We start from the raw sequence: 13,472 nt of genomic DNA on the forward strand, positions 1-13,472 counted from the left end.
ATAATTTTTTAATAAAGAAAAATAAACTATAAGGGTTAAATTAAATATACATTCCTATAGTCTTAAAATATAAAATTAATTACCCCCAAGAAAATAAATTAAATTATCTTCTCAGGGGTAATTATACTAAGCTTTATTTTCACAACCACAAACTTTTATCTTTTCTTTTACAAACGCCTTAACTTCTTCCATACCAGCCTTATTATATTTCTTAGGATCTATTGCATCCTTATTTTCACTTAAATATTTGTTAACTCCATTTGTAAATGCTATTCTAAGTTCTGTAGCATAATTTACTTTACATATTCCTATTTCAATAGATTCTTGTACTTTAGAATCAGGGATTCCTGATCCACCATGTAATACAAGAGGTATTGATACAACTTCTTTTATTTGTGATAATCTATCTAAATCTAATTTAGGTTCACCTTTATACATACCATGGGCTGTTCCTATTGCTACTGCTAGTGAATCAACTCCTGTTCTTTCAACAAACTCTTTTGCTTCTTGTGGATCTGTAAATCCTCCTTCTCCACCATCTAAATCATCTTCTTTTCCACCAACTTTTCCAAGTTCAGCTTCAACAGCAATACCTGCTGGTTTACACATATCTACAACTGCTTTAGATATTTTTATATTTTCTTCAAAACTGCTATGAGATCCATCTATCATAATCGAAGTATACCCTGCTCTAAATGCTTGAGCTGCAAGCTCAAAACTTGAACCATGATCTAAATGCATAACTACAGGAACCTTAGCATGGCTTGCTGCAACTCTTACATTTGCTAAAAAGTAATCAAGACTTGCATATTTAACTGTTGATGGTGTAGTTTGCATAATTACAGGTGCATTCATCTCCTCTGCTGCACTTATAACTGCCATTACCATTTCCATATTCTCAACATTAAAGGCCCCTATTGCATATTTTCCTTCTTGAGCCTTCTTTAAAATACTTTTTGTTGTAACTAATTCCATAATAAATTTTCCCCTCTTTGTATATATAATTTTATGTTATTTATAAATTATAGTTCTTATTTACCATTCATTTTGCTAATCGCCACACCATTAATTACAGCTGAATAAACTGCATATACCGCAGCTAATATACTCAAAATCATAAAGGCTGAATTATAATTTTGTTGTATTGCATTTATAACTATTAATACGCTTAAAACTATATAAGCACATATTTTCATTATAGTTTTTTCTTTTTCTTCACTCTTAATAATCATTTCTATTTTAGATACTTTTCGTTCCCTTTTAAAATCGTTAATGGATTTTAATTTTTTTAAAAATACCTTTCTAAAATAAATTTCCGTTATAACAACTGCTACAGCACCAACCAAAAGTGTATTTCCAAAAGTTTTAAAATAATCACCTAGCAAGACTAATAAAGCAATTACAATAAAATACCTATAGTAAAATAACCTAAATTTTTGCTCTATTTTATGTCCTACAATATATCCTTTTTTATCAAAAACATTATAATAAACTGTATTTCCAGCTCTATTTAAATAAATATTTGTACCAGCTAGGTTTATATCCTTTTTCTTCATTAAAGCATTTCCTTTCCTAAACAGTAAGTTTGATGTACTGAATAATCATCATTAAGAACTACTAAATCACTATCATATCCCACGCCAATTCTACCCTTACGATTATCTATTCCTAGACATCTTGCTGGATTTATAGTACACGAATTGATAGCATAATCAAATGGTACCATCGCATCTTCTACTAGTATTTTTAAACCTTGATTCATTCTTAATGTTGAACCAGCTAGCCCCTTCGTTTCAACTAAATGAGCACTACCATCTTCATATATTTCTATTTCATTTCCACCAAAAACGAACTTTGAACCTGGCTCATATCCTTTTGCCATTAATGCATCCGTAACCATAATTCCATGATACGGACCTTTGGCATGGAAGAAATTATATAACGCCGCTGGTGTAGAATGATTTCCATCACAAATAATTTCACCATACATTTCATTTACCCTTAAACTAAATCCCACTAATCCATTTTCTCTATGATTGAAAGCTGTCATTCCATTATAAACATGAGTTTGAGATCTAGCTCCGTTAGCAAATGCATATACAGCTTCTTCATAAGTAGATGCTGAATGTCCTATACTTACGACAACACCATTTTCATACAAATATTTAGTTAATTCATATTCTTCATCTACTTCTGTTGCTATAGTAATATATTTTATTAATCCTTTTGCTGCTTTTTGATATGCTTTAAATTCTTCAATAGTAGGCTTTGCTATAAACTCTTGTGGTTGTGCTCCTTTATATTTCATATCTAAATAAGGACCTTCAAAGTGTACTCCCAATATTTCTGCCCCTTGGTATCCCTCTTCAACTACTTTTGCAACATTAGCTAGAGCATTAGTTAAAACTTCTCTACTTTGAGTTATAGTAGTTGGTAGTAGTGCAGTGACACCTTCACAAGGTATTTTTTTTGTCCAATTTCTTAATCCTTCTTCATTAGCATCATTTGTATCAAATCCATAAGCTCCATGACAGTGAATATCAATAAATCCTGGAAGTATCCTTTTATTACCATAATCATAAGCATCATCTTTTTCATTATATTTATAAATATTTATTATTTTATTATCATCAATTTCAATTTGCGCTGAAATAAATTGATCTGCAATCCAAACTCTCTTACTTTGAATTAACATATTCTCCCTCCATACTTTATAAGATATCTTCATTATACATAAGATTTTTGGGATAATATTTGCACTTTTTAACATAAATATTATATCTTTTAACACACCCATTGTGTTTATATTGCTCTTTACTATAATTAAGATTAACAGATATTTAACTAGATCTATATATAAATTAAAATGGAGGATATGAATTTTATGAGTATTTTTAATATTACTGAAAATCAAATGAAAGATACTAAGTCATCTTTTACTTTACAAGAAATATATCAGCAACCAAAAACTTGGTTAAAAACTTTAACTCAAATTAAAGATAATAAGGATTCTATAGGAGAATTTATAAATAATATTATTAAGCATGATGATTTCGATATAATACTAACAGGTGCTGGTACTAGCGAATTCATCGGTAATTCACTATATTCACAATTAAATAAGGGCCTTAATTATAAGGTTAAGTCTTACGCTACAACTGATATAGTTGCTACACCTGAAAATTATTTATCTAAAACTAAGCCAACATTATTAATAAGTTTTGGACGTTCTGGAAATTCACCTGAGTCAATTGGAGCTGTTGAAGCTGCTAATGAAGTGTGTGATAACCTATATCATTTATTCATAACTTGTAACAATGAGGGTTCACTTTCTAAGATAGCCGATAAATTAGATAATTGCTATGCTATAAATCTTACTGAAGAAACTCACGATAAATCATTTGCTATGACATCAAGCTTTACTAATATGTACTTAGCTGCATATCTTTGCTTTAATCTTGATAAGTTAGATGAAAAGTCAACAATAATCTCTGATATATGTTCATCTACTCAAAACTTCTTAGATAAGGGATTTGAAGTAGTTGAAAAGATAGTTAACGAGTATAATTTTGAAAGAATAGTTTATCTAGGTAGCAATACTTTAAAAGGTATCTCACAAGAATCATCTTTAAAAATGCTTGAATTAACAGCAGGAAATACAGTTGCAGTGTTTGATACTCCACTTGGTTTTAGACATGGACCAAAATCAATTATAGATGATTCTACTTTAACAGTTGTCTACGTAAGTAATGATGAGTACACTTATAAATATGAATTAGATTTGATAAAGGAAATAAGCTCTCAAAGAAAGAAGAATAAGCTAGTTGTTGTATCTGATAAGCCTTCTACTGAGTTAAGTGAATTAGCTGATTATACTGTTTTCTATAATACTGAAATTAATCCAAATAACATAGAGTTAGGGCTTGCTTATATAACATTTGCTCAAGCACTTTCAGTTTTAAAATCTTTATCAATGAAATTAACACCTGACAATCCTTGTCCATCTGGTGAAGTTAATCGTGTTGTTGAAGGTGTTACATTGTATAAATATAATTGCAAATAAAAATTTGCTTCACTCATGTTACAAACGAGAGGACTTCGTTACCACTTTAAGCCACTGTGTGGTCAACATACAATTTTATGCAACGATATTTCTCAAAATAGACGGTTGAAATTTATAACTTAAAAATATATTAAGACTTATGGAAAAGGGGTTTACTAGATATGATAGGAATAATAATTAGCGGTCACGGAAATTTTGCAACTGGATTAAGCTCATCTTTAAATTTAATTGCTGGGAATCCAGCCAATGTAGAATATGTAGATTTTATTGAAACAGACTCCACAGAAACTTTAAAAGAAAAGTATATGAACTCTATAAACAATTTAAATAATTGTAATAGTATTTTAGCCTTAACTGATTTAACAGGAGGTTCACCATTTAAAACTTTAGTTGAGTTAAAAGCTGAGGTTGAAACACCTTTGGAAGTAATAGGCGGAACTAATCTTGCTATGATTCTTGAAGTTTCTATGGCAAAAGATTTTATTGATGATTTATCTGCATTAGCAGAAACAGCTTTGGAAGTAGGTAAAAATGGTATCATAAAATTTGAACTTATAGAACATGATGAAGAAGATTGTGAGGATGGTATTTAATTATGATAAATTGGGAAGTTGTTACTTGGACGTGTATAACTATAGCTGTATTATTAGGAATTGCAGCATTAATTTTAATATTTATCTCATCGAAAAATATTAAAAAGAAAACTAATGAACTGAAAGACCTTCATTTAGAATTAAAACCTGGGATGAAAGTTATGTTCTGTGGCGCTGTTTACGGAAAAATAACTAGAGTTAAAGGTGATATCGTAGAAGTTGAAGTTGCTAAAAATGTTGTTATTTCAGTATCTAGATATGCTATCCAAAGTATAGCTTAATAATATTTACAATATAAACTCGCAAAACTTATTATAGCTTAATAATAAAGCACCTAAATTTTTAATTATTTAGGTGCTTTATATAAATATCTATTATTATTTAAAAACCGTTTGAGAGTATTCACTAGGGCTTATATCAAAATGTTGTGTAAATGCCCTCGAAAAGTAATGTATGGAACTAAAACCTAGCATAAATGCAATTTCACTAATTGTATATTTATTTTCTTTTATTAAAAGTTTACTTTTAGCTAATTTTAATTCACTTACATATTTTTTAGGCGTTGTATTTAAATTGTTCTTAAATAATGTTTGCAATGAAGATCTAGATATAGCAAATTTATTGCAAATATCTTCTATTGTAATAGGTTCACAAACCATATTATCTATATAAGATAGTATATTTTCTAATAACTGATTTTGAAAGTATTGATATGACTCTTTAGGTAACTTATTTTCCTCTGAATCTAAATAATCATATTGGAATAACCGAATAATTATCTCATGCAAATTGCTTAAAACTAGATTCTTTGAATATGGTATATCACAAGATAAATTTTTCGAAAAGTTCTTCAACACTTTATATAGCTCTTTTCTACAATGGAAAACTCTATTACAAATGAGATTATCATTTTCACACTCCATCTCAAATATTATAGTTAAATAAGAACAAGATGAGTCACTATTTACCTGTTGAGTATGAAATTTATTCTTTCCATAAATAATTAGGTCATATGGTTCTAAACTATATTCCACGCCATCAACAGTTGTATCTAAATTACCATTATCAACAAATGTTAACTCATATACATTATGACTTTCCCCTTTAAATTTGTAGTTTGGACTTTTTATACTATAATAGCATGCTATTATTTCAGGTATGTTTATAGTAGATTGTATTTTGTTATATACATATGGTGAATCTAAAAATTCTAATTTTAAATTATAGTTTTTAGGAATTATTAAATTAAATGTTACATTATCAACCATTGGAATTATATTAAAATACATATTTGGTTTAATCTCTAAATTTCTATGTATTCCAAATAATTTAAACTCACCATTCTTACTATCACTTATCAATATATATGCCATTCCTTCTACGAGTTCAATATACACAGGTTCTAAAAAATTATATAGACTTGATATTACAGTGTCACTAGTAACAATCTTTCTAGATATTAAATTTTCCCTATCTACTTCTTTAAACTCTTCATAAACTGATCCATATTTACCAAACTGAGAGCTAGTTGTTTTATTATTCACTTCAGTCACTCCCCCCTATAAAGTTTCCCTCAACTTACATATATTAACCTTTACTTATTTTAACATTAAAAATTATTTATAGTTATATTCTACTATATTTCAGGTCATTGTCAATTTCAAACGATTGTCAGTTTCAAACGCATAATAATTTATACTTCCCTTTCATACTATATTTGTTTAATTTTTAACTTTCGGAAAACGTTTTGTTAAAAAATACAAATAGAAAACCAAAATTTCTAAAGATTGTAAATTATATACACTCTATAATTATATTAAATAATTAATTTCTTTTAAAACATTATCAATAAATTATAAGGAGGGAATACTATGCCAAACATTGTTTTAACAAGGATTGATAACAGATTAATTCATGGTCAAGTTGCTACTCAATGGTGTGGATCTATTGGTGCTAACTTAATTCTAGTTGCAAATGATAATGTAGCAGGTGATAAGCTTAGACAAGGTCTAATGGACATGGCTGCTCCAAGTTACGCTTCTACACGTTACTGGACACTTGAAAAAACTATTAGTACTATACACAAAGCTAGTGCTAAACAGTTTATATTCATCGTTTGTGAAAATCCTACAGATGTTTTAAAGCTTGTTGAGGGGGGAGTTCCAATAAAGAAAGTTAATATTGGAAACATGCATATGGCTGAAGGTAAACGTCAAGTCGTTGGATCTGTAGCTGTAGATGATAAGGATGTCGAAGCATTCAGAAAACTAAGAGAACTTGGTGTAGAACTTGAAATAAGAAGAGTTCCTACAGAAGGTGCTGAAAATCTAGAAAAACTTTTTAAATAATCACGAAAGGGGATTTTGAACATGGATTTTAATATTATTCAGATTCTATTGGTTGCTATATTTGCATTCATTGCTGGTATCGACCAATTTAGTTTCTTAGAGTCATTATACCAACCAATCGTATCTGGTGCTGTTATTGGTGCTATACTTGGTGATTTACAAACAGGACTTGTTGTAGGTGGTACTTATCAATTAATGACAATTGGTAACATGCCAGTAGGAGGAGCACAACCTCCAAACGCAGTTATAGGTGGAATTATGGCGGTAGTATTTGCCGTATCTTCTAAATTGGAACCTGCTGCTGCTGTTGGTTTAGCAGTTCCATTTGCATTAATCGGACAATACTTTGTTACTTTCGTATTTACAATAATGGCTCCATTAATGTCTAAGGCTGACAAATATGCTGATGAAGCTAATCCAAGCGGTATCGTTAAGCTTAACTTCTTAGCAATGGGAGCTTTAGGATTATCATTTGCAGTAATAGTTGTTATAGGATTAATAGGTGGTAGTGCTGCTGGTGCTACATTAACTGCTTTATCTGAGCAATTTGCTTGGTTCATGAATGGACTTAGTGCTGCTGGTGGAATGATGCGTTATGTAGGTTTTGCAATACTTCTTCGTATAATGTTATCTAAAGAACTTTGGGGAATTTACTTTGCTGGTTTTGCTTTAGCTACAATAGTAGGTAGTGTAGAAAGTTTAAGTGGTTCAGCTCTATTAATAATAGCATTCATAGGAATAGCTGTTGCTGTTTACGACTTCCAAAATAACGTAAAAATGAAAACTGCTACTGCATATGCACCAGTAGGGGGAGGAGATGATGAAGATGGAATTTAATTCAACTCAATATAATGATTTAACTCCAGCCAAAGACCTTGACAAAAAAACTTTAAATAAAATGGTTTGGCGTTCACTATTCCTACAAGCTTCATTCAACTATGAAAGAATGCAAGCTGCTGGATGGTTATATGGTATATTACCTGGATTAGAAAAAATCCATACTAATAAAGAAGACTTATCTAAGTCTATGAAACATAACCTTGATTTCTTTAATACTCATCCATTCTTAGTAACTTTCGTTATGGGTATAATACTTTCTTTAGAGCAACAAAAGGCAGATACTCAAACTATTAGAGCTGTCCGTGTTGCTGCCATGGGACCTTTAGGTGGTATAGGTGATGCTATATTCTGGTTCACATTGGTTCCAATAACTGCTGGTATAACTGCTAATATGGCTATTGGTGGATCTTTACTTGGTCCAATCTTATTCTTATTGATATTCAATATTGTTCAGTTTGGATTAAGATATTGGTTGATGTACTGGTCTTATAACTTAGGTTCTAAGGCTATAGATATATTAACTAAGAATGCTAAAGAGTTCACTCGTTCTGCTTCTTTATTAGGTGTATTCATAGTTGGTGCTTTAACTTCTAACTACGGTGCAACTAAATTAGCTATAGAAATACCTAACGGTGAATCTCCTATAGTTATCCAAAATATCTTAGATGGTATTTTACCTAATATAATTCCTTTAGGCTTAACTTTAATGCTATTCGTATTACTTAAGAAGAAAAACTGGAAACCAGTTACTTGTATAGCTTTATTATTAGTAATAGGTATAGTTGGAGCAGGTATAGGACAGATATTTGGATTTACAATGTGGTTAGTTTAAAAATTGTTAATGTAAATTAAAAATATTTTATCTATAATAACCACCTTTAGATTTCTAGAGGTGGTTATTTTTACTCAATCCAATACTAAAAAATCCCCACCCAAACTTTGACTAGTTTGAATGGGGATTTTAATTATATTATTATTGTTCCATGAACATTTTTATATCGTCTTCTACGTTTGTTATTCCGCCTATTCCAAAGTTTTCAACCAGAACTTTAGCCACATTTGGTGATAAGAAAGCTGGAAGTGTTGGTCCTAGGTGTATGTTTTTTACTCCTAAGTATAGTAATGATAATAATACTATTACAGCTTTTTGCTCATACCAAGCTATATTGAAAGCTATAGGTAATTCGTTTATATCTTGTAATTCAAATACTTCTTTTAATTTTAATGCTATTAAAGCTAATGAGTAAGAGTCATTACATTGTCCTGCATCTAAAACTCTTGGTATTCCATTTATATCTCCAAGGTTTAATTTGTTGTATTTGTATTTTGCACAACCTGCTGTTAATATTACTGTATCTTTTGGTAGTGCCTCAGCAAATTCAGTATAGTAATTTCTTGATTTAGCTCTTCCGTCACATCCTGCCATTACGAAGAATTTCTTGATTGCTCCTGATTTAACTGCATCTACTACAGCATCAGCTAAAGCAAATACTTGATTATGAGCAAACCCTCCTACTATTTCACCAGTTTCTATTTCAGTTGGTGGTTCACAAGTTTTTGCAAGTTCTATTATTTGAGAGAAATCTTTATTGTCTTCACTTTCTCCTTTTATATGTTTAACTCCTACAAATCCTGCTGCACCAGTAGTGAATATTCTATCTTTGTAACTATCTTTTGGTGGTACTATACAGTTTGTAGTCATTAATATTGGTCCATTGAAAGATTCAAATTCTTCTTTTTGTTTCCACCAAGCATTTCCGTAGTTTCCTGCAAAATGAGAATATTTTTTGAATGCTGGATAATAGTGAGCTGGTAACATTTCAGAGTGAGTATAAACGTCCACACCAGTTCCCTCTGTTTGTTGTAATAATAATTCTAAGTCTTTTAGATCATGTCCTGATACTAGAATACCTGGATTATTTCTTACTCCTATATTAACTTTAGTTATCTCTGGATGTCCATAAGTTCCAGTATTTGCACTATCAAGCAAAGCCATTCCATCTACCCCTACCTTACCTGTTTCTAAAGTTAAAGCAACTAAATCATCAGCACTCAAAGTATTGTCTAAAGTTTTTGCTAATGTTGATTGCATAAATGCATTTATAGCTTCATCATCATATCCTAAAGCATTTGCATGCTTCATATATGCTGATAAACCTTTGATTCCATATATTATTAATTCTCTTAAACTTCTTACATCTTCATTTTCTGTCGCTAATACACCAACAGTTGGAGCTTTTGCATCCATTTCTTCTTTAGTAGAAGCAGTCCATAAAGCAGCTTCACTTAGACTTTCTTTATTTTCTAATTTTGCTAATAAGTCAGCTTTTATATCTAAAGTAGTTTTTACTCTATCATAGAATATTGTATCATCAAAGTTAGCATTAGTTATTGTAGTAAACAGATTTATAGTTATTAAGTGATTTACTTCACCACTAACTTCTTTTCCTTCACCTCTAAGTCTAGTTGTAACTTCTGATAATCCTTTTGTTGTATATATTAATAAGTCTTGAATTTTAGCTAAATCTGGTGATTTACCGCATACGCCAAACTTAGTACATCCTGTACACCCTGCTGTTTCTTGACATTGATAGCAAAACATTTTATTTTCCATAATTATTCCTCCCAATATAATGTTTATTTTCTGTATACATTATATATCTATCTAGAAACAATTTCTGTAACATATGTTACACTGTTTTAAAAACATAAAAAATATTAGTAAATTATTCCAAAATGTTTATGACTAATAAAGTAAGCAATTGTTACATATTACGAATCAAAATGATAGGAATATACGAAATTATTTATCTAAAAAAATATCAAAACAAAAATAAAATTATTTTTTCTTTAGCTAATTTTATTGATATAAGTCTCCTGCTAACTCCTCTAATCTATCTTTATCTAATATTATCAATTTTTTATTATTTCTTTTTATAATACCTTCTGATTCAAGCTTATTTAATACCCTTAATAAATGTCTATAACTTGATCCTAAAAATTCTGATATTTGTGTTAGGTTTTCTGTACTATTACTATATTCATTTGTATAAGTTGCTAGTATATAACTTGCTAATCTATTTTCTAAAGGATAAAGCATATTTACTGAACTTGATAGTGATGCGCTTGATAGTTTTAATGACAAATGTGTAGATATATAGTATAAAAATTTTGGATCTTTTAAACATTTTTCTTCTATTTCTTTTCTTGGGATTGCTATACATGTACACTCTTTTATTGCTTGTATATTACATTCAATTGTACTTTTGTTTAATATTTCTATTTCGCCAACTATTTGAACTGGTGAGTAAAATCTTATTAAAAGAGATTTTCCATTAGGTGTTGTAATATATACTTTTGATTTTCCTTCTACAAAGAAATATAAATATCTTACATCTTCTCCAGATAAGCAAATATATTCATTTTTCTTGAAATGATGTATCTCCATATAAGGAAGCATATTATTTGAAAATATTTCATTTATTTTATATTTATTAACATAGTAATTTAACTTTTTATTATCATCTATTCTAAACATTATTTTCTCCTTGATAAAAAAACATACAAAATCATGACATATGTCATAATATGTTGACTTTTCTATTTGATATTATATCAAAGATAACAAATTGTAAATTATAAAATTATTGTAAAGGAGATTATCATGACATTATTATTAAACATCATAGGAATTATTGTTGTTATAGGTGGATTATATCTTTTCTCTGAAAATAAAGATAAGGTTGATAAAAAGCTTATAGCAAAAGCATTATTAGTTCAATTTGTACTTGCATTTTTATTAGTTAAATTCCCATTAGGGCAAAATATAATAAAAGCAGTATCAGATTTTGTAACTAATGTATTAAATTATGGATTTGAAGGAGTGTCTTTCGTATTTGGTTCATTAACAGATGAAAGTACAGGATACATATTTGCAATATCAGTACTTGCAAATATAGTTTTCACAGCAGCTTTAGTTGGCGCATTATACTATCTAGGAGTAATAAACTTCGTAGTTAAGTTAATAGGTGGAGCAATACAAAAATTATTTGGAACTAGTAAAGTTGAAAGTTTTGTTGCCGTTGCTAATATGTTCTTATCACAAACAGAATCACCAATACTTGTAAGTAGATATTTACATTCAATGACTAGAAGTGAACTTCTATTATTACTAATATCAGGTATGGGAAGTATGGCTGCGTCAGTATTAATGGGATATGTTGGTATGGGAATACCAATGGAATACTTATTAATAGCAGGAGCATTAGTTCCATTAAGTAGTATAATAGTTTCTAAATTATTAATACCAGAAACTAACAAAGAAGTATTAATAGAAGATGTTGTTATGGACAGAAAAGGTGGACACACAAACATAATGTCAGCTATATCTGAAGGTGCTTCAAACGGTGTACAATTAGCAATTGGTATAGGAGCCTCACTTATAGCTATAACTGGATTAGTTGCATTAGTTAATGGTGCTTTAGGAATAGTAGGATTATCATTACAACAAATATTATCTTATGTATTTGCACCTTTAGCATACTTAATGGGAATAAATCCAGACCATGTGTTAACTGCGGGACAATTATTAGGTTCAAAGATGGTATTAAATGAGTTTGTTGCTTTCGGTGACTTAGGGCAAATAATAGGTTCAGTTGATTACAGAACAGGAATTATTATGGCAATAGCATTAGCAGGATTTGCAAATATATCGAGTATAGGTATATGTATATCAGGTGTATCAATATTTTGCCCGAAAAGAAGAGGAGAAATATCAGATATAGCATTTAAAGGAATGATAGGCGGATTTTTAGTAAGCTCATTATCAGCAATGATAGTTGGATTATTACTACTATTCTAATTATGTTTATAAAAAAGACTTAAGCTTAGACTTAGGTCTTTTTTAGTTAATAATAATTAATATAATGCTAATTAAAGTATATAGAAATAGCTAGATTTATTAATATAATATAATTTAGGATTTAATTCATAATTAATATTGTATTTATAAAACTGCTAGATTAATTATCGCCATTGATAACAAAACATTTTATTTTCCATTGTTATTCCTCCAATATTTTTAATGTTTATCTTACATGCACATTATAATCTTGATAACAAAAAGAAACCGTAACATATGTTACGATTTCCACAGTTTAAAAATATATTTTTTACAATCTAAGCTATCCTTCTAACCTTTCTAAAATAGAGCAAAATTCTTTAAATTCATCTATACTTTTTATTTTCTTTAAATTTCTAATATCAATCATGCTACCACTAGGCTTATGCATCAAAAACTCCATATCATACATTTCACACTTACAAAGACCTTTTAAAAATACATACTTATATGGCTCGTATTTCTCTATATTTTTATCGAAATACTTAATTTTTGCATAGCATAGTCTATTTATATAAAATAATAATGCTAGTATAGACTCCTTTTGAGCAAATTTATGAGAGAAATATTTAACTGTATGATATTTGTCATGCTTAAATTCCCATATCATATCCTCAGAACAAGTAAGGGAATACTTTTCTATTAGTTTTATTTTTTGGATACTCAGCTGTTGTTTTAACATTTCATCATTCATGTCCCCACCCCTAAAAAATATTTATACTAATAAT

General features: G+C 29.3%; 14 protein-coding genes. 7 read left to right on the forward strand and 7 right to left on the reverse strand.

What is annotated here, in order from left to right; genetic code table 11:
- Nucleotides 1–126: 126 nt before the first annotated feature.
- The 3 genes from fba to nagA are packed head-to-tail and all read right to left on the reverse strand — an operon-like array spanning nt 127 to nt 2,695.
- Nucleotides 127–975 (reverse strand): class II fructose-1,6-bisphosphate aldolase, encoded by an 849-nt coding sequence (gene fba, locus NSA58_RS07775; RefSeq protein ID WP_039679356.1) that lies wholly within the window; start codon nt 973–975, stop codon nt 127–129.
- A 56-nt stretch (nt 976–1,031) separates the two neighbouring features.
- Nucleotides 1,032–1,556: a hypothetical protein gene (locus NSA58_RS07780; RefSeq protein WP_039679355.1), complete on the reverse strand. Its 525-nt coding sequence runs from the start codon at nt 1,554–1,556 to the stop codon at nt 1,032–1,034.
- A complete protein-coding gene (nagA, locus tag NSA58_RS07785; RefSeq protein ID WP_039679354.1) occupies nt 1,556–2,695 on the reverse strand; it encodes an N-acetylglucosamine-6-phosphate deacetylase in 1,140 nt (379 codons plus the stop codon). The genes NSA58_RS07780 and nagA overlap by 1 nt, the downstream gene beginning before the upstream one ends.
- A 189-nt stretch (nt 2,696–2,884) precedes the next feature.
- On the opposite strand from nagA, the gene NSA58_RS07790 reads away from it, so the two are divergent.
- The 3 genes from NSA58_RS07790 to yajC all read left to right on the forward strand — a co-directional run bounded on the left by NSA58_RS07790 (nt 2,885) and on the right by yajC (nt 4,937).
- A complete protein-coding gene (locus NSA58_RS07790; protein ID WP_052232955.1) occupies nt 2,885–4,063 on the forward strand; it encodes an SIS domain-containing protein in 1,179 nt (392 codons plus the stop codon).
- Between the two features lie 161 nt (nt 4,064–4,224).
- Entirely contained in the window at nt 4,225–4,656 is a 432-nt protein-coding gene (agaF, locus tag NSA58_RS07795) for a PTS galactosamine/N-acetylgalactosamine transporter subunit IIA (protein WP_074429842.1), read from the forward strand.
- Nucleotides 4,657–4,658: 2 nt separating this feature from the next.
- Nucleotides 4,659–4,937 carry a preprotein translocase subunit YajC gene (gene yajC, locus NSA58_RS07800; protein WP_079764837.1) on the forward strand — a complete coding sequence of 93 codons (279 nt, stop codon included), beginning with the start codon at nt 4,659–4,661 and terminating at the stop codon, nt 4,935–4,937.
- 96 nt (nt 4,938–5,033) lie between these two features.
- Here yajC and NSA58_RS20700 read toward each other — a convergent pair whose 3' ends face one another.
- The gene (locus NSA58_RS20700; RefSeq protein ID WP_039679351.1) at nt 5,034–6,200 is read right to left on the reverse strand and encodes an AraC family transcriptional regulator; all 1,167 of its coding nucleotides are present in this window, start codon (nt 6,198–6,200) and stop codon (nt 5,034–5,036) included.
- A gap of 327 nt (nt 6,201–6,527) precedes the next feature.
- Here NSA58_RS20700 and agaV point away from each other — a divergent pair, with 327 nt between their 5' ends.
- Genes agaV through NSA58_RS07820 form a run of 3 tightly spaced genes read left to right on the forward strand, consistent with a single transcriptional unit; the run spans nt 6,528 to nt 8,676 of the window.
- Nucleotides 6,528–7,004 (forward strand): PTS N-acetylgalactosamine transporter subunit IIB, encoded by a 477-nt coding sequence (gene agaV, locus NSA58_RS07810; protein ID WP_039679350.1) that lies wholly within the window; start codon nt 6,528–6,530, stop codon nt 7,002–7,004.
- 21 nt (nt 7,005–7,025) lie between these two features.
- The gene (locus NSA58_RS07815; RefSeq protein WP_039679349.1) at nt 7,026–7,841 is read left to right on the forward strand and encodes a PTS mannose/fructose/sorbose/N-acetylgalactosamine transporter subunit IIC; all 816 of its coding nucleotides are present in this window, start codon (nt 7,026–7,028) and stop codon (nt 7,839–7,841) included.
- Complete coding sequence (locus tag NSA58_RS07820; RefSeq protein ID WP_330376052.1) at nt 7,822–8,676, forward strand: PTS system mannose/fructose/sorbose family transporter subunit IID; 855 nt, start codon at nt 7,822–7,824, stop codon at nt 8,674–8,676. Before NSA58_RS07815 ends, NSA58_RS07820 begins: the two co-directional genes overlap by 20 nt.
- Before the next feature lie 141 nt (nt 8,677–8,817).
- Here NSA58_RS07820 and hcp read toward each other — a convergent pair whose 3' ends face one another.
- Together hcp and yeiL are read right to left on the reverse strand one after the other, a co-directional pair.
- Complete coding sequence (gene hcp, locus NSA58_RS07825; RefSeq protein ID WP_074429840.1) at nt 8,818–10,458, reverse strand: hydroxylamine reductase; 1,641 nt, start codon at nt 10,456–10,458, stop codon at nt 8,818–8,820.
- A gap of 246 nt (nt 10,459–10,704) precedes the next feature.
- Nucleotides 10,705–11,382 carry a transcriptional regulator YeiL gene (yeiL, locus tag NSA58_RS07830; RefSeq protein ID WP_074080200.1) on the reverse strand — a complete coding sequence of 226 codons (678 nt, stop codon included), beginning with the start codon at nt 11,380–11,382 and terminating at the stop codon, nt 10,705–10,707.
- A 126-nt stretch (nt 11,383–11,508) separates the two neighbouring features.
- On the opposite strand from yeiL, the gene NSA58_RS07835 reads away from it, so the two are divergent.
- The gene (locus NSA58_RS07835) at nt 11,509–12,705 is read left to right on the forward strand and encodes a NupC/NupG family nucleoside CNT transporter (protein WP_039679346.1); all 1,197 of its coding nucleotides are present in this window, start codon (nt 11,509–11,511) and stop codon (nt 12,703–12,705) included.
- A gap of 322 nt (nt 12,706–13,027) precedes the next feature.
- Here NSA58_RS07835 and NSA58_RS07840 read toward each other — a convergent pair whose 3' ends face one another.
- The gene (locus NSA58_RS07840) at nt 13,028–13,438 is read right to left on the reverse strand and encodes a hypothetical protein (protein ID WP_039679345.1); all 411 of its coding nucleotides are present in this window, start codon (nt 13,436–13,438) and stop codon (nt 13,028–13,030) included.
- Between the last annotated feature and the right edge of the window lie 34 nt (nt 13,439–13,472).

Source organism: Terrisporobacter muris (genome assembly GCF_024621905.1).
GTDB classification, from domain to species: Bacteria; Bacillota; Clostridia; order Peptostreptococcales; family Peptostreptococcaceae; genus Terrisporobacter; species Terrisporobacter muris.